The 18673-nt window shown below is 36.9% G+C and carries 15 protein-coding genes and 1 pseudogene; 10 read left to right on the top strand and 6 right to left on the bottom strand.

All coding sequences use genetic code 11. From position 1 onward, the window contains the following. Positions 1-7 precede the first annotated feature (7 nt). Positions 8-940 (top strand): hypothetical protein, encoded by a 933-nt coding sequence (locus LDL57_RS07755; protein WP_180559917.1) that lies wholly within the window; start codon positions 8-10, stop codon positions 938-940. 79 nt (positions 941-1019) lie between these two features. Here the strand turns inward: LDL57_RS07755 and LDL57_RS07760 are convergent, their stop codons facing one another. Then, positions 1020-1790, bottom strand: coding sequence for a YciK family oxidoreductase (locus LDL57_RS07760; protein ID WP_180559916.1), 771 nt, complete (start codon positions 1788-1790; stop codon positions 1020-1022). A 113-nt stretch (positions 1791-1903) separates the two neighbouring features. Here LDL57_RS07760 and sohB point away from each other — a divergent pair, with 113 nt between their 5' ends. From sohB to acnA, 5 genes and pseudogenes are all read left to right on the top strand, one after another. After that, positions 1904-2950, top strand: a complete 1047-nt coding sequence (gene sohB, locus LDL57_RS07765; protein ID WP_180559915.1) for a protease SohB — start codon at positions 1904-1906, stop codon at positions 2948-2950. A gap of 565 nt (positions 2951-3515) precedes the next feature. Further along, on the top strand, positions 3516-6116 hold the full coding sequence (topA, locus tag LDL57_RS07770; RefSeq protein WP_180559914.1) for a type I DNA topoisomerase: 2601 nt from the start codon (positions 3516-3518) through the stop codon (positions 6114-6116). Between the two features lie 104 nt (positions 6117-6220). Continuing rightward, entirely contained in the window at positions 6221-6745 is a 525-nt protein-coding gene (sodC, locus tag LDL57_RS07775; RefSeq protein ID WP_180559913.1) for a superoxide dismutase family protein, read from the top strand. A gap of 333 nt (positions 6746-7078) precedes the next feature. Continuing rightward, positions 7079-8053, top strand: a complete 975-nt coding sequence (gene cysB, locus LDL57_RS07780; protein ID WP_225505339.1) for an HTH-type transcriptional regulator CysB — start codon at positions 7079-7081, stop codon at positions 8051-8053. Between the two features lie 238 nt (positions 8054-8291). Beyond that, a pseudogene (gene acnA / locus LDL57_RS07785) lies at positions 8292-10968 on the top strand (aconitate hydratase AcnA). A 67-nt stretch (positions 10969-11035) separates the two neighbouring features. Here the strand turns inward: acnA and ribA are convergent. Further along, positions 11036-11638 (bottom strand): GTP cyclohydrolase II, encoded by a 603-nt coding sequence (ribA, locus tag LDL57_RS07790; protein ID WP_180560077.1) that lies wholly within the window; start codon positions 11636-11638, stop codon positions 11036-11038. 544 nt (positions 11639-12182) lie between these two features. Between ribA and LDL57_RS07795 the strand changes: the two genes are divergently transcribed. From LDL57_RS07795 to yciH, 4 genes are read left to right on the top strand one after another with little or no spacing between them, the layout of a single operon-like run. Further along, complete coding sequence (locus tag LDL57_RS07795) at positions 12183-12500, top strand: LapA family protein (protein ID WP_180559911.1); 318 nt, start codon at positions 12183-12185, stop codon at positions 12498-12500. Positions 12501-12506: 6 nt separating this feature from the next. Then, the gene (gene lapB, locus LDL57_RS07800) at positions 12507-13676 is read left to right on the top strand and encodes a lipopolysaccharide assembly protein LapB (protein ID WP_225505340.1); all 1170 of its coding nucleotides are present in this window, start codon (positions 12507-12509) and stop codon (positions 13674-13676) included. Between the two features lie 44 nt (positions 13677-13720). Beyond that, on the top strand, positions 13721-14458 hold the full coding sequence (gene pyrF / locus LDL57_RS07805; RefSeq protein ID WP_225505341.1) for an orotidine-5'-phosphate decarboxylase: 738 nt from the start codon (positions 13721-13723) through the stop codon (positions 14456-14458). Further along, positions 14446-14775 carry a stress response translation initiation inhibitor YciH gene (yciH, locus tag LDL57_RS07810; protein WP_202881808.1) on the top strand — a complete coding sequence of 110 codons (330 nt, stop codon included), beginning with the start codon at positions 14446-14448 and terminating at the stop codon, positions 14773-14775. Before pyrF ends, yciH begins: the two co-directional genes overlap by 13 nt. Before the next feature lie 58 nt (positions 14776-14833). Here yciH and LDL57_RS07815 read toward each other — a convergent pair whose 3' ends face one another. The 4 genes from LDL57_RS07815 to LDL57_RS07830 form a co-directional block, all read right to left on the bottom strand. Then, positions 14834-14995, bottom strand: coding sequence for a YMGG-like glycine zipper-containing protein (locus LDL57_RS07815; protein WP_233458155.1), 162 nt, complete (start codon positions 14993-14995; stop codon positions 14834-14836). 218 nt (positions 14996-15213) lie between these two features. Beyond that, positions 15214-17160 (bottom strand): exoribonuclease II, encoded by a 1947-nt coding sequence (locus tag LDL57_RS07820; protein ID WP_180559906.1) that lies wholly within the window; start codon positions 17158-17160, stop codon positions 15214-15216. Between the two features lie 141 nt (positions 17161-17301). Continuing rightward, positions 17302-17943 carry an endonuclease III gene (gene nth / locus LDL57_RS07825; protein WP_180559905.1) on the bottom strand — a complete coding sequence of 214 codons (642 nt, stop codon included), beginning with the start codon at positions 17941-17943 and terminating at the stop codon, positions 17302-17304. Continuing rightward, positions 17936-18670 carry an electron transport complex subunit E gene (locus LDL57_RS07830; protein WP_180560076.1) on the bottom strand — a complete coding sequence of 245 codons (735 nt, stop codon included), beginning with the start codon at positions 18668-18670 and terminating at the stop codon, positions 17936-17938. The genes nth and LDL57_RS07830 overlap by 8 nt, the downstream gene beginning before the upstream one ends. Positions 18671-18673: the final 3 nt, after the last annotated feature.

Raw genomic sequence — 18673 nt, forward strand, 5'->3', positions numbered from 1 at the left:
ATTTTATATGCCACAATTTTGGCAAATTATCGCTAGCAGCTTATTCGTATTGCTGTTAGCAAGCTGTGATGAGCGGCAATCAAGCAATTCAGCTGATGGGAAGTTTTACATTAGTCATAATAACAAGGATGCCCTTTATTTTAAGATTGATAATCATCCGATTAAACTTATTCAAGGTGAAATTAAGCACGTTGATTTACAATCTGGCAAGCATACGATTGAATATCCTATTGGTCAAAAAACTGAATTTATCGTATACCCTGGTAACCAGGGTGGAATTATTAATCCTACCCGACAATATTATTATGCTTACAGCTCGGTTTTCAAAGAAATCATTTCTAACCAATCACTCTTTTTAAAACACAATCAAATTATTGTTGATGGAATAAAAGTACAGGGTCCAATATTAAGTAGTAATGCCTTACTTATTGATAATAATGTTTTTAAATGTGATTACGCGATAGGCACATCTTTTCTGAATGTTTTAGCTTTAAATAAAAGCAAGCAATTAGATAGGCATGTGAAAACAAAATGTTTTACTAAAGAGGAGTTTATTCATTTTTTGTCACTAGTAGAATCAAAAGTTGATAATATTCATATTATTGATAAAGGCATAAATGAACAAAATACGGTCACTCATTCATTTGAATATGCACTTCCAATGGCAAATTTCAATAATTACTCTTTACAATCTTATGCTAATAAAATTGTCGAAATTGTTGATAATTTTAAAAACATTAATAACGTAGAGTCTAAAGCGCAAATCTATGAAGAATATTATCAATATCTTTACAATATGGCGAAAGTTTATAGCTCTTTCCATTTAGGGCAGAATAAACATGATCGTGATGAGTATTCTGCTTTTATTAATCAAACAAATATGATTTTTAATGCAGGGATATTGAAGCGTCGTCCAGCTAAGATCTATAAAGTTCACTAATTGCGTAATGACTTTGTTTGATAATTAGTTACATCACTCATTACTGATTTTTATTGTTATTAGTTTTTATGTGACAAAGTTAAATTGACACACCTGGTTTGCGATTAGGTTGTGCATCAAAGCTTATTCCTGATTCCTTAATACTATCTTCTCCCATTAGATAAAGATATAGCGGCATAATTTCTTGTGGGGTCTTTAGTTTCATAGGATCCTCTGAGGGAAAAGCATCCGCTCTCATTTGCGTTCTTGTTCCTCCGGGATTAATGCAATTAACCCGTAAATTAGTCTCTTTGTATTCATCAAATAATACCTGCATTAGACCTTCGGTTGCGAATTTGGAAACTGAGTAGGCCCCCCAATTAGCGCGTCCTCGTCTGCCAACACTTGAAGTGGTAAATATTAAGGAACTATTTGGTGCTTGTAAAAGCAACGGTAATAGCGCTTGGGTTAGCATAAAAGTTGCATTAACGTTTACTTGTATAACGTCGTGCCAGAGTTGTATGGGTTGATCAACAATTGGTGCGATTTTTCCTAATATACTGGCATTATGTAATACACCATCAAGATAGGAATAATTTTTGCTAATGTCAGTTGCTAGTTCATGGCATTGTGATTCGGTTATTGTTAATAAATCAAGGGTATAAATAGAAACTGAAGATGTAAATTTGTTATTAGAAATAATTTTCTGTTTAACATGTTCAAGTTTTGCCGTTGTTCTACCGACTAAAATAAGATTGGCGCCATAACTTGAATAAGTTAATGCCGCTTCACGCCCAATGCCATCACCAGCTCCTGTTATTAGAATGGTTTTTTGGTTAAGTAAATCAGCTTTAGCTTGGTAATGTAACATGATATTTTCCTACTTTTGATTATTCAAATTTATTAATGAGAGTTATAAGCATTTTATCAAGTTTTTAGTTACAATACTCCCATTGTTTATATTCTGTAAAGAAGGATAGAATTGTGGAATTTCTTTCATCGTATGGATTATTTGTTGCTAAAATAGCCACTGTAATTGTCTCTATTATATTGATTTCATTGTTTATTTTTAGTATTGGGCTGCGTAAACAGAACAAAAAAGGTGATTTAAAACTGATTGATTTAAGTGAAGCTTATCGCGAACGTCAGCGTGAAATGCAACAGGTTAAGATGAGTGATGCTGAATATAAAGTCTGGTTAAAAACCTATAAGAAACAACGTAAAATTGAAGAAAAAAAACAGAAAGCAGATGCTAAAGTTGGTCAAACAACAGTCAAAAAACCTTGTCTTTTTGTGATTGATTTTAAAGGCAGCATGAATGCTAATGAAGTCAATGCATTACGTGAAGAAATTACGGCAATTCTTTCAATTGCTGATAACAAAGATGAAGTTTTACTCAGGCTTGAAAGTCCTGGTGGTGTTGTGCATGGCTATGGTTTAGCAGCTTCTCAACTAAATCGTTTACGAGAAAAAGGCCTTAAATTAATTGTTTCGGTGGATAAAGTAGCGGCTAGCGGCGGTTATATGATGGCTTGTGTCGCCGATCGTATTGTTGCGGCTCCCTTTGCGATTATTGGCTCTATTGGTGTGGTTGCACAAGTACCCAATTTTCATCGCTTACTAAAGAAAAAGGATATTGATGTAGAGTTGCATACCGCTGGCGAGTATAAACGTACTCTCACTTTGTTGGGTGAAAATACCGAGCAGGGACGCAAAAAGTTTGTACAAGACTTAAATGAAACACATCAACTATTTAAAGATTTTGTCCATCAAAAACGGCCAACCCTTGATATTAATGCTGTTGCAACCGGAGAGCATTGGTATGGTAGCCAGGCGAAGGAAAAAGGATTAATTGATGAAATAGGGGTTAGTGATGACCTTATCATCAATCAAATTGAAGCCCGTGAAATTATTGCAGTGACTTATACACCCGCTAAACGTTTTGTTGATCGTTTAATGGGTAGCATGATAGAAAATGTAGATAAATTGTTGATACGCTGGTGGCAAAGAGGGCAAAAACCACTATTTTAAATTAAGATTAAAAATAATTACCGGCATTTAAAGCCGGTATTTTTATAACGTGATGGTTAAAATTTAATTATTTTATTGAAAATAAAATATTAATTAATTACTTAAAAACAGATAAATAATTTTATATATCATAATTAAGCTATTTTATTTGGAAATTAATTTGTTTCTAAAAATTTTATTTATTTATCCGTTTGAACTATATTTCTGATGCTTTTTATATAATTTTATTGCTTTTTTTATAATGTATTCATAACTTATTGAGGTAGTTTTCGTTGTTATAAGAATAGTAGCAAATAAAATAAGTGGTTGCGCATCGTTTTTTATCAGGTAGAGTGTAGGCTTTTTATTACTTAATATGCTTTACTTTTTGTCATTTTTTTGCTGACAAAATTGTATTATTGCATCTGATTACAGTATGAATTAACAAAGGTTTTTATCTTTATGGCGAAGTATTTAAGCAAAAAAAAGTTGATATATTGTAAATCTGACGCAATATAAAAAGAGATTTCATTTCATCTGGCTGGAAAGCCAGTACGCTTAGACAATATTTTAGGTAAAGATAACTATGGGTAAAGCTCTTGTTATTGTGGAGTCCCCGGCAAAAGCCAAGACAATCAATAAATATCTTGGTAATAATTACGTTGTTAAAAGCAGCGTAGGGCATATACGTGATTTGCCAAAAAGTGGTGGTTCCAGCTCACAAAAGAATACAAACTCAGCCAACAAGGTTAAAAAAGTAAAAAAAGATGAACATGAGGCGCTTGTAAATCGAATGGGAGTTGACCCATATCATGGGTGGAAAGCTAATTATCAAATTTTACCTGGCAAAGAAAAAGTCGTTGCTGAATTAAGATCGCTCGCTTCTGACGCTGAACATATCTATCTGGCAACGGATCTCGATCGTGAGGGGGAAGCGATTGCTTGGCATTTGCGAGAAGTAATTGGAAATGATAATCAACGCTTTAGTCGAGTGGTTTTTAATGAAATTACTAAAAATGCGATTAAGCAGGCTTTTGATAATCCCGGTGAATTAAATATTGATCGAGTTAATGCTCAACAAGCTCGGCGTTTTTTAGATCGGGTTGTTGGCTATATGGTTTCACCGTTATTATGGAAAAAAATTGCTCGCGGTCTTTCTGCTGGACGTGTTCAGTCAGTTGCTGTGCGGCTAATTGTTGAACGAGAACGCGAAATTAAAGCATTTGTTCCACAAGAGTATTGGCAGCTTCATGCCGAGTTACTTACCGTTGATACGGCATTGATTCGAATGGAGGTCACGCACGAAAAGGGTAAGCCGTTTAAACCCGTGTCGAAAGCACAAATTGATGCTGCCATTGCATTATTAAACAATGCTCACTATCAGGTATTAGATCGCGAAGATCGACCTACAATTAGTAAACCTAGCGCTCCTTTTATTACCTCAACGCTGCAACAAGCGGCAAGCACACGTCTTGGTTTTGGCGTTAAAAAGACCATGATGATGGCGCAGCGGCTTTATGAAGCGGGTTATATTACCTATATGCGTACTGACTCGACTAACTTAAGTCAGGATGCGTTAACTATGGCTCGCGATTATATTGACCATCAATTTGGTAAAAAATATTTACCTAAACAGGCGAATGTCTATACCAATCAAAAAAGTTCTCAAGAAGCACATGAAGCTATTCGTCCTTCAAATATTGAGGTTAATGTTGACTCTTTAACAGGGATGGAGGCGGATGCTAAAAAATTATATCAGCTGATTTGGAACCAATTTGTCGCTTGCCAAATGACACCAGCAGAATTTGATTCAACAACATTAACCGTCAAAGCTGGAGATTTTGAATTGAAAGCTAAAGGGCGTATTTTGCGTTTTGATGGTTGGACCAAAGTTATGCCTGCATTGCGCAAAGGTGATGAAGATAAAATATTACCAATGGTCAAAGTTGGTAATCAGCTTGAATTAGAAAAATTGTCTCCTAGTCAACACTTTACTAAACCCCCTGCGCGTTTTAGTGAAGCTTCACTGGTTAGAGAACTAGAAAAACGTGGAATTGGTCGACCTTCAACCTATCCGGTTATTATTTCAACTATCCAAGATCGAGGTTATGTAAAAGTTGAAAATCGCCGCTTTTATGCTGAAAAAATAGGTGAAATAGTTACTGATCGGTTAGATGAAAATTTTAGTGAATTAATGGACTATGATTTTACTGCTCGAATGGAAGATCAACTTGACTTGATAGCAGAAGATCGTATTGAGTGGAAGAGTGTATTAGATGAATTTTTTGCTGCTTTTTCCGAGCAGCTTGAAAGCGCAAACAAGGCTCCTGAGGAAGGCGGCATGCGACCCAATCCGATGGTATTAACATCGATCGAGTGTCCTGATTGTCACCGAAAAATGGGGATTAGAACTGCTTCTACAGGTGTTTTTCTTGGATGCTCTGGTTATAGCTTGCCTGCAAAAGAGTGTTGCAAAAAAACCATTAATTTAATTCCCGAAGATGAATTATCGAATATTCTGCTTGGAGAAGAGGAGGATGTAGAAACCCATGCTTTGCGAGCCCGCCGTAGATGCCCTAAATGTGGTACCGCAATGGATAGTTACCTTATTGATAATAAACGTAAGTTACATGTATGTGGTAATAACCCTGCATGTAATGGTTATGAGGTTGAAGAAGGTGAATTCCGCATTAAAGGTTATGATGGGCCAGTTATTGAATGTGACAAATGTGGCTCAGAAATGCATTTAAAAATGGGGCGATTTGGAAAATATATGGGATGTACCAACGATGCTTGTAAAAATACTCGCAAAATTTTAAAGAGTGGTGAAGTGGCGCCACCGAAAGAAGATCCTATTCCACTGCCGGAATTAGTTTGTGAAAAATCTGATGCTTACTTTGTATTAAGAGACGGTGCTGCGGGAATATTTTTAGCTGCAAACACTTTTCCAAAATCAAGAGAGACTCGCGCCCCATTAGTTGAAGAGTTGGTGCGTTTTAAAGATCGTCTGCCAGCCAAATTTAGCTATTTAACCTTAGCGCCGCTGGAGGATCCTGAAGGTAATAAAACGATTGTTAGATTTAGCCGTAAGACTAAACAACAATATGTATGTTCAGAAAAAAATGGTAAAGCCACGGGCTGGAGTGCATTTTATATCGATGGTAAATGGATAGAAAAAAACAAATAAAAGGCTATCTGCTTCCTATAATTAAACAAGGCTACTGAAATCAGTAGCCTTATTTTTAGATTAGTTATCTTCGCTATTTAAAATCATAACAAGGATTAATATCTATGAAATTAAAAATGTTACTGATTGTCAGTGCTTTTTTTACTGCAACTTCGCTAGCTAATACAATTACAGTGCCAATGCAGATTGTTAGTGCAAAGGATAACGGGCCATCGGTTGGTAAAATTACCATCACGGAAACGAAGTTTGGCTTATTATTTACCCCCCAATTACAACAATTAGTGCCAGGAATACATGGTTTTCATATTCATGAAGGTGCTAGTTGTGATGCTTTGCAAAAAGAGGGAGAGCTAGTAGCAGCAGGAAAAGCAGGTGGCCATTTTGATCCTAATAAAACGGCTAAACATAAGGGTCCATATAATAACAGCGGGCATTTAGGTGATTTACCGGGTTTAGTCGTTAATGCCAATGGTAGTGCTGATTATGCCATTTTAGCTCCGCGTTTAAAATTAATAAGTCAAATTAAGAATAGAGCATTAATAATCCATCAAGGTGGCGATAATTATTCAGATCATCCAGAAACATTAGGCGGTGGTGGTTTAAGGATAGTTTGCGGTATTATTAAATAAATTAATTTATTTAATGCCATTCAAAGTTAGTTTAAGAAATCTTTAGTAATAGAGAACGGCTTTGTTTGGCTTTTTATTTTTAACATTCAATCAATTAATAAATCTTGGCAAAATTTATATTCATTATAACTAATAAATATATAATTAATTGTTAGTAAAATAAGTTCATTATATAAATAATATTTTATTTGTAATTTATTTGTTGTTATATTCACAACCACATATGTTATTGATTATAATAAATAACACTTATATTTCTTTTTGTTATAATATACTTACTATAAGTTATTAAATAATTAATCCTTTATTCAATTTATAAGGACGCTGAATAAGATGAAATTACAGCAATTACGTTACATTGTAGAGATTGAAAATCATAATTTAAATGTTTCATCAACAGCTGAAGGGTTATATACATCACAACCAGGTATAAGCAAACAGGTTCGTATGCTTGAAGATGAACTGGGAGTGCAAATTTTTGGACGCAGTGGTAAGCATTTAACCCATGTTACTCCAGCCGGAAAGGAAGTTATTAAAATTGCTCGAGAAGTGATGACGAAAATGAACGCGATACGTGCAGTCGTCGGTGAACATACTTACCCTGATCGTGGCATATTAGCAATTGCTACTACACATACTCAAGCAAGATATGCTCTTCCTGCGGTTATTAAGCAATTTATTGAACATTATCCACAAGTTTCATTACATATGAGCCAGGGCTCGCCAATCCAAATTGCAGAAGATGTCAGTAAAGGGAATAGCGATTTTGCTATTGCAACGGAAGCTTTACATCTTTACAAAGATTTAGTGATGTTACCTTGTTATCATTGGAATCGATCAGTTGTCGTGAAAGCAGATCATGCTTTGGCTGACAAGAAAAATATTACTATTAATGAGTTAGCGCAATATCCGATTGTGACTTATACCCATGGTTTTACTGGTCGCTCTGAGTTGGATGAGGCTTTTTATAAGGCAGGTTTACAGGCTAAGATTATTTTTACTGCCACAGACGCTGATGTTATTAAGACTTATGTAAGATTAGGATTAGGTATAGGAATTATTGCTAGCATGGCGGTTGATCCTAATCAGGATCAAGACTTAGTTATTATTGATATGCGGGATAAGTTTAGCTATAGCACCACAAAAATAGGTTTTCATCGTAATAGCTTTCTACGTAGTTATATGTATGATTTCATTTGGCGTTTTGCCCCACATTTAACGCCTGATGTTGTTGATAAAGCGATCTCATTGCGTTCAAATGATGAAATAGAAGAGATGTTTAAAGAAATCCAATTACCAACAATATAATTTCAGTAAAAATTAGCGTTTATTTCCGACTAATCGTTTTTTATTTTATATTTTTTCTTAGGCATTAATTTCATATCAAGCTAGAGCTATTTAACGTTAATATTTTTTAATTTATTTTGAACAAAATCATATTTAATGATCATTATGTGTTACTTAAGCGAAAAATATTTCTAATATAATATCTTTATAAGATGCTTCATCTTAGCTAGTTGGATAAAAAATAAAAAAAGGAGGAGTTATGTCGTTAAGTCTAAGAACGGACTGTGCATCCACACTCTCCGCTGGAAGTAAACACTACGAATATTTTAGTTTGTCTAGGGCAGCAAAACAGTTAGGTGATATTTCGAATCTACCAAAATCACTTAAAGTACTGTTTGAAAATCTACTACGCCATCTTGATGGAAAAGCTGTCGTATTAAAAGATTTGCAGGCGATGGTTGATTGGCAGCATACCGGGCATGCTGAGCGTGAAATTGCCTATCAACCCGCTCGAGTTTTGATGCAGGATTTTACCGGTGTGCCAGCAGTTGTTGATCTTGCTGCAATGCGTGAAGCTATGCAACGATTAGGTGGTGACGTTAATAAGGTAAATCCCCTAACGCCTGTCGATTTAATTATTGACCATTCGGTTATGGTTGATGAATTTGCTACCCCGCAAGCCTTTATTGATAACGTGAATTTTGAAATGCAACGCAATCATGAACGTTACCTATTTTTACGTTGGGGAAAAAAAAAAGCTTTTAATCGTTTTAGAGTCATGCCACCAGGAACAGGTATCTGTCACCAGGTAAATTTGGAGTATTTAGGTAAGGCGGTGTGGTATGAAGAACGAGAGGGAAAATTGTTCGCTTATCCAGATACATTGGTTGGCACTGATTCACACACCACGATGATCAATGGTTTGGGGGTCTTAGGTTGGGGCGTTGGCGGTATTGAAGCTGAAGCTGCGATGTTGGGCCAACCAATTTCGATGCTCATTCCTGATGTTGTTGGTTTTAAATTAACAGGTAAACTCAACGAAGGGATCACCGCTTCCGATTTAGTTTTGACTGTGACGCAAATGCTACGTAAACATGGTGTAGTGGGAAAATTTGTTGAATTTTATGGTGATGGTTTGGCCGATTTACCACTGGCAGATCGCGCAACCATTGCCAATATGTCACCTGAATATGGTGCTACATGTGGTTTTTTCCCCGTTGATGAAATCACGTTAAGTTATATGCGATTAACAGGGCGTTCGGAAGATGAAATTGCTTTAGTTGAAAATTATACTAAAACACAAGGATTATGGCGCCATCCCGGCGACGAGCCTATTTTTACCAGCACATTAGCATTAGATTTAGCCTCGGTTGAAGCAAGTCTAGCCGGACCAAAACGCCCGCAAGATCGGGTTGAATTGAGCCAGGTTCCACATGCGTTCAAAGATTCAGTTGATCTGGAATTAAATAAATCAACCAAACAGCATGCACCCGCGGTCAGTTATGATGGTAAAAATTTTCAATTACAAGAGGGGGCGGTGGTTATCGCAGCAATAACTTCCTGTACCAATACTTCAAACCCAAGTGTTTTAATGGCAGCCGGGTTATTAGCCAAAAAAGCGGTTGAAAAAGGCTTACAGCGTAAGCCTTGGGTAAAATCTTCGCTAGCGCCAGGCTCAAAAGTGGTTACTGATTATTTAGCTAAAGCTGGATTGACGGATTACTTAAATCAATTAGGTTTCAACCTAGTTGGTTACGGCTGTACTACTTGTATTGGTAATTCAGGGCCACTACCAGCACCAATAGAAGAGGCAATCAAGAAACATGATCTTACTGTCGGTGCAGTACTATCAGGTAATCGAAATTTTGAAGGTAGGATCCACCCATTGGTAAAAACTAATTGGTTAGCGTCACCACCTTTAGTAATCGCTTATGCTTTGGCAGGTAATATGCAAATAAATCTTGCAAATGAGCCGTTAAGGCAAGATAAAAATGGTAAAGATGTATTGCTAAAAGATATCTGGCCAACCAGTCAGGAAATTGCCCATGCAGTACAATTGGTAAAATCTGACATGTTCCATAAAGAATATAATGCGGTTTTTGATGGCGATGAAGCATGGCAGGCACTTAATGTAAAAAGTTCAGCCACTTATTCATGGCAGCCTGATTCAACTTATATTCGTAATCCGCCTTTCTTTGATGATATGCCGCTAGTACCTGCGCCTATCACTGATATTCATGGCGCCCATATTCTGGCAATTTTTAGGCGATTCTGTTACCACCGATCATATTTCCCCCGCTGGCAATATCAAAGCGGATAGCCCCGCTGGTCGCTACTTACAATCACATGGCGTTCAAGCAGAAGATTTCAATTCGTACGGTTCAAGGCGAGGTAATCATGAAGTTATGATGCGAGGTACATTTGCCAATATTCGTATTCGTAATGAAATGCTACCAGGAGTTGAAGGCGGATTTACTCGCTATATACCCACACAGACTAAGCTAGCTATCTATGATGCTGCTATGCAATATCAGCAAAATAACATACCGCTCGCCATTATTGCTGGTAAAGAGTATGGCTCCGGCTCCAGTCGTGACTGGGCGGCTAAAGGAACGTTATTACTAGGAGTAAGGGTGGTTATTGCTGAATCTTATGAAAGAATTCATCGCTCTAATTTAATTGGTATGGGGGTTTTACCATTAGAATTTCCGGCTAATGTAAATCGTAAAACGTTAAAATTGACTGGTGATGAGACAATTGACATTGCAGGCTTGCAATCGATTACTCCAGGTCAGATGATTACAGTAACCATTACGGATAAAAATGGTCAGATAATGACAATTGCCATGCGTTGCCGAATAGATAAGATGACCGAATTGGAATATTTTCGTCATGGCGGTATTCTTCATTATGTTATTCGTCAAATGTTAAAGTAAACAAATATGAACCATCAAAAACTGTTCTGCAAAAAAAAACAGACAGTTTTTGATAATAACTGTGTGATTATTTTTTAGTATCATCGGATAGAATATGACCTAATTTGCTGGCCTTTACATTGAGATAGTCACTATTTTTAGGATTACGGCCAACAATAAGCGGAACTCGTTCTACGACATTAATTCCGGCTTCTTTCATAATTTCTAGTTTTTGGGGATTGTTTGTTAATAATCTTACTTCATTAATAGCGAGTAATTTATACATGTCAGCGCAGATAGTAAAATCACGTTCATCAGCTTTGAAGCCAAGTTTTAAATTGGCTTCAACCGTATCTAGACCTTTATCTTGCAGGGAATAGGCGCGAATTTTATTTAATAATCCGATATTACGCCCCTCTTGACGATGGTACAGTAGTACTCCGCGACCTTCTTGTGCAATTTGTTTAAGTGCTGCTTCTAGTTGAAAACCACAATCACAACGTAAACTAAATAAAGCATCACCGGTTAGACATTCCGAGTGAATACGGGAAAGGACGGGTTTTTCATCAGTAATATCACCATAAATAAGTGCTATATGATTATTACCATTAACAATTTCTTCAAAACCGACAAGGAGAAACTCACCAAAAGGAGTAGGTAGCTTGGCTTCAGCTATACGTTTTAGCTGCATATTGTTATACATAATCAACGAAACTCTGGATTTAAAATTAAGGGAAAATGCGTTAAAAAATAGTTAAATGTAGTTATCAAGTTGTTTTTTACCTATATATTTTACTAGGCTAGCGGATATCATCAGCAGATAAGATTATATTCATATTACTACAATATGATTATTAAAAAATTAACTATTTTAATTATAAGCACATTTTGTTTATCAATTTAGATTGAGATTTTATAATTGAGATGAGCGCGAATCTCAATGAAGAAACTGAATTTTTATTCACTTATTGAAAAAAACCGCCCGCAACACTAGTATTTCGTTGAATGGAATAAATACCAGCCAGAATCTTTTGATGACAATATTTTTCACCATTAACATAATATAGAAAATTTTTGTGATAACGCATTCTGTTATCTACCATTGAAATGTTTATTTAAATAAAAAGGTGAGTATTGATATAATTCACTTTCTTTATTGGGTTATCAAATGTTAAGTTAACAAAAGAAAAGTGATTTAACCGCTTTTCCATCATTAAGCAATAATAGGAAAAAATGTGAAATATTTTTTAATTTTATTACTTGCTATAGCCATTTTTATTGTTTCCGTGACACTTGGCTCAAGCAATAATCAGATAATAACATTTAATTATTTGATTGCCAAAGGTGACTATCCAATATCAACATTACTAGCAGTCCTTTTTGCGGTTGGATTCGTACTGGGTTGGCTTATCTGCGGGGTATTTTACGCAAAGGCATTAATTTCATTATCGAATGCAAGACGTAAAATTAAACGATTAGAAAGTCAATTAGTTGAATCACCCCAAAGTGAAAATGACACTAAAGTGGTGCTTGTTACAAATGAAAAAAGGTAATTTTTTATGTTAGAGCTGCTATTTCTGCTACTGCCTATTGCCGCTGCCTATGGTTGGTATATGGGACGCAGAAGTGCTCAACATGACAAACAGCAAACTGCCGATCGTTTATCCCGTGAGTATGTAGCTGGCGTCAATTTCTTACTATCTAATCAACAAGATAAAGCTGTTGATCTGTTTTTAGATATGCTAAAAGAAGATAGTTCGGCGTTTGAAGCTCATTTAACCTTGGGTAACCTTTTCCGTTCAAGAGGTGAAATTGAGCGAGCTATTCGTATTCATCAATCCTTATTTGAAAGTAACTCACTATCATTTGAGCAGAAACTACTAGCCGCACAGCAGCTTGGGCGAGATTATTTAGCGGCTGGGCTTTATGATCGCGCAAGAAATATTTTTTTGCAGCTAGTTGACGAACAAGATTTTCGCTTTAGTGCACTACAATCTTTACTTGCTATTTATCAAGCAACCAGTGATTGGCATAAAGCAATCGATGTTGCTGAAAAATTAGTCAAAATGGGCAATCCTCAATTAAAAGAAGAAATAGCCCATTTTTATTGCGAACTAGCGCTCTTGGAATTGAGTAGTGATAATCTAGATGGGGCATTTCTTTTACTGAATAAAGCCGCCCAAGCAAATAAAAACGGAGCCCGAGTTTCTATTATGAAAGGACGCATTCATATCGCTCGTGGTGAATACGAAAAAGCAATTTCTGTACTTAAGCAAGTTTTTGACCAGGATAGAGATTTAGTCAGTGACACTTTAGCTATGCTTTATGAATGTTATTATCATTTAGCTAGCTGGAGTGATTGGGAAGCTTATATTCAGCAATGTGTTGCCGGGGATAGTGGGGCAACGGCTCAACTTTATTTGGCGGAAATAATTGAAAAAAGGAAAGGGCCAGTAAAAGCACAAATATTTATTAAACAGCAGCTAGAACGTCATCCAACGATGCGATTGTTTTATAAACTGATCGATTATCATTTAGCAGACGCAGAAGAAGAAAGGGCAAAAGAGAGTCTGGAATTACTGCGCAATATGGTTGGTGAGCAAATACGTTCAAAACCTGATTATCGTTGTCGTAAATGTGGTTTTACTACCCATTCTTTATATTGGTATTGTCCTTCATGCCGTTCTTGGGATACGATCAAGCCAATAAAAGGCCTTGATGGTCAGTGACAACGTAACTGAAATTGCATTCATTAAATTTTGAAAGGTTAAAAATGATAGTTCGTACGCAAAATACACCCTCTGTCTCTACTAATTCCCCCGTTATTGTTGCATTAGATTATCATGATATAACCAGGGCATTATCCTTTGTTGATAATATTAGCCTACAGGATTGCCGCCTAAAAGTGGGTATGCAGATGTTTACTTTATATGGCCCACAATTTATTCAAACTTTACATAATCGAGGGTTTCAAGTTTTTTTGGATTTGAAATTTCATGATATCCCTAATACGGTTGCACAGGCTGTTAGAGCCGCTGCAGAAATGGGTGTTTGGATGGTTAATGTGCATGCTTGTGGCGGTGCCAGAATGATGATGGCAGCTAAAGAAGCATTAGTTGAATATGGTAAAGATGCACCATGGTTGATTGCGGTTACTGTATTAACTAGTATGGAACAAGCAGATCTAGACCAGGTTGGTATTAAACAACCACCGACTGATCGCGCTTTGCAGCTAGCAAAATTAGTCAAGCAATGTGGTGTGGATGGGGTTGTCTGTTCAGCTCATGAAGCATTAACACTGAAATCGGCTTGCGGTAATGATTTTTTATTAGTTACACCGGGGATCCGGCCTAATGGTGCAGAAGCGGGCGATCAGCGGAGAATAATGACACCAGAGCAGGCTATTAATGTTGGGGTTGATTATATGGTTATCGGTCGTCCTATTACCCATAGCGCTGCTCCAGCGTTAACTCTGGCGCAAATTAATCGTTCAATTGGATGGGTAAAATGAGTAACTCACGTTTAGTATATTCGACAGAAAGTGGCAGGATCGTCGAAGTAGAAAAAAAATCATCACCGACAAAAGGTGATGGTATTATTCGCATCAGACGTGAAAGTTCGGGACGGAAAGGTAAAGGTGTTTGTGTTATTAGCGGCTTGGATTTGAATAAAGATGAATTAATTTTGCTTGCGGCTGAGTTAAAGAAAAAATGCGGTTCAGGTGGCTCAATTAAAGCGGGTAATATTGAGATCCAGGGTGATAAACGGGAGCTTATCAAGCAATTATTAGAAGCTAAGGGAATGAAAGTTAAGCTGGCCGGTGGCTAATAATATTTATAAATAAAGCCAGATAATAACTGGCTCTATTATAGTTTGTTGAGGGCGATTATTTTTTACCGACCTGATGACCAATTAGGCCACCAATAGCCGCACCTCCTACCGTACCTAATCCACTTCCTTCAGTCAGAATAGCCCCACCGACTGCACCAATACCAGCACCGATAGTGGTATTTTTGTCGCGTTGTGACATATTAGAGCAGGCAGTCATAAACAGAAAGGAAAAGACCGATATTAATGTCAGTAATATGTGTTTTTTTGCACGCTTCATTTTTCTATCCTATTGATATGAAATGTAAAATTCAAATTAACTCAGATAGCGACTTTTTAATCCCCATTTTCGACAAGCCAATAATGGAATAGCTATAATAGTAAAGTCGCTATTCTGTACAGATAGCTCGGTATCAGCGAGCTATCTGTGAAATGTCCTTAGGCCACAAGTCGTGCAATAATATTGCGGGTTTCCATTCGAACTTCTTCAAGTTGAACATTAATCACATCGTTAAGTTTATAAACAGCAACACCTTTAATAAGTATAGCGCCTACTTCTTGACTACACTGTATTTCTTCCCGCACGGAATGAATAAAAGGTGCGGGAATGAAGGCATTGGCGCCATTATCTGTTAAGCGAATGCGGAGCCCACCTCGAGTAATGTCGATTATTTCAGCAGCAAAAATGGTGTTAGTTTTTGCAAAGGGTTTTAGAAAACGCGCATATAACCAATCACCTACATCGCGTTCAGCTAAACGATTAGCACGCTTGCGATCAGTAATTTTTGCCATCAAAGTTTCAGAGGGTTTTTCGACATGATGTTGCTCATTATTTATTATGGCTTTTAATAAACGGTGATTGATGATATCGGTATACTTACGGATCGGAGATGTCCAGGTGGCATAGGCATCAAATCCCAAACCATAATGGGCAGCTGGCGTGGTTTTAATTTCTGCAAAACCTTGAAAACGGCGTATTCGACTATCTATAAATTGAGTGGGTTGGCTATCTAATAAACGCCGTAAACGACAAAATCCTTCAAGGGTTAATAGCGTTTCTGCATCTTGTTCGATATTACTTTCTTGCAAAGTAGCAATAACGTTATCAATTTGGCTAGAGTCAAAACCATTATGAACATTAAAAATACCGATTCCTAATTTATCTTTTAATACTTTTGTTGCGCAAAGATTGGCGGCAATCATCGCTTCTTCGACGATACGATTAGCAATTCGACGTTTTTCCGCCAAAATGTTAATAACATGACCATTTTCATCAAGTACAAAACGATAGTCTGGTCGATCCTTAAATACTAATGCATGGGCTAGGCGCCAGGAGGAACGTTTTTCGCACATTTCATTGAGTAATAATATTTGCTGCTTAATTATTTCATTTTCGACTTGCAATTTATCTTGCTGTTCCAGCCAGTCAGAAACATCATCGTATACCAACTTGTTTTTTGATTCGATCCAAGCCAGGCAAAATTGAATATTTTCGGCTAATTGTCCATCTTGTTTAATATCAAATTGACAGACTAGCGCAGGGCGACGCTCATTAGGGCGCAGAGAGCACAAATCATCCGATAATTCACGTGGTAACATCGGAATATTGAAGCCAGGTAAGTAATTGGTATATCCACGTTGTTGGGCAATGGTATCTAACTCACTATTTACCGGGATATAACAGGTTGGATCGGCAATGGCAACAAAAAGGCGTAATTGATCATCATCAATACGCTCTATATAAAGCGCATCATCCATATCTTCCGTGCTAGCACTGTCAATAGTGATAAAATTGAGATGAGTAAGATCTTGGCGCTCTGTTGTCTGCTCTTCAATTGTGCAGCTTTGCATTTTTGGTGCTTCGCGCTCTAATTGATGCCGACTAAGAGTTACCCACCAAGGGGCAAAATGGTCATCGCCACAAGTAATATATTGGGTTATTTCAGCTTGAAAGCCGCCTTGATTTTTTAATGGATGACGACGAATTTCAGCTATGACCCAATCATTATGGGCAAAATCATGCCTAAGATGTTGTGCCGGACGACAAAAAATGTTCTCTTTTAAAATTGGGTGATCGGGTTTGACATAAAGCCGATTATCATTATTTCTTTTTTGAATACGTCCGACGAATCGGGTGAGAAAGGGTTCAACCAATTGCTCTGGTTCAACTATTTCGCGATCTTTATTGGTGTGAATAGCGGCGATAATCCGATCACCATGCATCACTTTTTTCATTTGTGGTGGTGGAATGAAATAAGTTTTCGTTCCATCGACCTCAAGAAAACCAAAACCTTTTTCTGTACTTTTAACAATCCCTTCAACACGAGGCGTTTGGGCATGTAATTGCTGTTTTAGCTGCGCTAGCAGCGGGTTATCTTGAAACATACTATCCGTATTTGTGTCATTAAATTAAAATTTACCCACATTTTGCTCAAGTTGAGTGCTATGGGCAAGCAGAAAAATAATATTTGTCACTTTAACAAAGGGTGTATATAAGTTCGTCTGGCAAATGCGATTTGTTAATTGTTAGATTGCTAACTCTGGTTTGTCGTCAAATTCACATAAATCTTCAATAATACAAGAGCCGCAGCGTGGTTTTCTAGCAATACATGTGTACCGGCCGTGTAATATAAACCAGTGGTGACAATCCACTTTAAATTCAGTCGGTACTACTTTGAGTAACTTTTGTTCTACCTCGATAACATTCTTACCTGGGGCAAAATTTGTGCGATTACAAACGCGAAAAATATGGGTATCAACAGCAATTGTAGGCCAGCCAAAAGCGGTGTTCAATACCACATTGGCGGTTTTACGACCAACGCCGGGTAAAGATTCTAATGCTTCGCGATCTTCAGGTACTTCGCCGTTATATCTATCAATTAATATCTGACAGGTTTTAATAATATTTTCCGCTTTGGTGTTAAATAAGCCGATTGTTTTGATGTAACGCTTTATTTCATCAAGACCAAGAGCCAGCATTTTTTCAGCTGTATTAGCGACCGGGTAGAGTTTTGCTGTGGCTTTATTAACACTAATATCCGTTGCTTGGGCGGAAAGTAAGACAGAAATAAGTAATTCAAAAGGCGAATTAAAAGTAAGCTCGGTTGTTGGTGTTGGATTGTTGTCACGTAAGCGAGTCAAGATGGCTATCCGCTTTTGTTTATTCATATTTTGTTTGCTCTTGATCCTTGGCTAAATGACTTTGATTGGGGAAAGAAGCTGATTTTACAACAGCGAGTTGTTGTTTTTGACTGATATATTTTTTTATTCTTTCATCGATTAAATATTTACCTGCTAGCATCAATCCTAATCCAATGAAAGCGCCAGGCGGTAATATGGCTAATAAAAAAGGTGAATTAAGATGAATAACTTCAATACGTAGTATTTTTGCCCATTCTCCCAATAGCAAATTGGCACCATCAAATAATGTCCCATTACCTAAAATTTCTCGCATTGCGCCTAAAAAAAATAGCGCCATAGTCGCACCCGCACCCATTGCCAAACCATCGATCGCTGAGTGATAAACATTATTTTTGGCGGCATAAGCTTCAGCCCGCCCAATAACAATACAGTTAGTAACGATTAGCGAAATAAAAATACCTAAAGATTGATATAAACCAACGGCATAGGCGTTAATTAACATCTGCACAGCGGAGACAACCGATGCAATAATCATGACATAAATAGGAATACGTATTTCGTTTGGGATCCAATGACGAAATGTTGAAACCGTAATATTGGTAACAAACAGCACTAATGTTGTTGCCAGTCCTAGTCCTAACGCGTTAGTGGCAGTTGAAGAAACCGCTAGCAACGGGCATAAACCTAATAATTGAACCAGTGCCGAATTGTTTTTCCATAATCCTTGGATAAAAAGTTTTTTAGTTTCATTCATGGT

Origin of the sequence: Arsenophonus apicola, from assembly GCF_020268605.1 — a bacterium.
GTDB classification, from domain to species: domain Bacteria; phylum Pseudomonadota; class Gammaproteobacteria; order Enterobacterales; family Enterobacteriaceae; genus Arsenophonus; species Arsenophonus apicola.

Excerpts from the sequence above, each read along its gene's own strand:
- cysB (WP_225505339.1), top strand. The coding sequence starts at position 7,079 with ATGAAATTACAGCAATTACGTTACATTGTAGAGATTGAAAATCATAAT.
- LDL57_RS07755 (WP_180559917.1), top strand. The coding sequence starts at position 8 with ATGCCACAATTTTGGCAAATTATCGCTAGCAGCTTATTCGTATTGCTG.
- lapB (WP_225505340.1), top strand. The coding sequence starts at position 12,507 with ATGTTAGAGCTGCTATTTCTGCTACTGCCTATTGCCGCTGCCTATGGT.
- yciH (WP_202881808.1), top strand. The coding sequence starts at position 14,446 with ATGGGTAAAATGAGTAACTCACGTTTAGTATATTCGACAGAAAGTGGC.
- LDL57_RS07830 (WP_180560076.1), bottom strand. The coding sequence starts at position 18,670 with ATGAATGAAACTAAAAAACTTTTTATCCAAGGATTATGGAAAAACAAT.
- LDL57_RS07760 (WP_180559916.1), bottom strand. The coding sequence starts at position 1,790 with ATGTTACATTACCAAGCTAAAGCTGATTTACTTAACCAAAAAACCATT.
- ribA (WP_180560077.1), bottom strand. The coding sequence starts at position 11,638 with ATGCAGCTAAAACGTATAGCTGAAGCCAAGCTACCTACTCCTTTTGGT.
- LDL57_RS07815 (WP_233458155.1), bottom strand. The coding sequence starts at position 14,995 with ATGACTGCCTGCTCTAATATGTCACAACGCGACAAAAATACCACTATC.
- nth (WP_180559905.1), bottom strand. The coding sequence starts at position 17,943 with ATGAATAAACAAAAGCGGATAGCCATCTTGACTCGCTTACGTGACAAC.
- pyrF (WP_225505341.1), top strand. The coding sequence starts at position 13,721 with ATGATAGTTCGTACGCAAAATACACCCTCTGTCTCTACTAATTCCCCC.
- sodC (WP_180559913.1), top strand. The coding sequence starts at position 6,221 with ATGAAATTAAAAATGTTACTGATTGTCAGTGCTTTTTTTACTGCAACT.
- LDL57_RS07820 (WP_180559906.1), bottom strand. The coding sequence starts at position 17,160 with ATGTTTCAAGATAACCCGCTGCTAGCGCAGCTAAAACAGCAATTACAT.
- topA (WP_180559914.1), top strand. The coding sequence starts at position 3,516 with ATGGGTAAAGCTCTTGTTATTGTGGAGTCCCCGGCAAAAGCCAAGACA.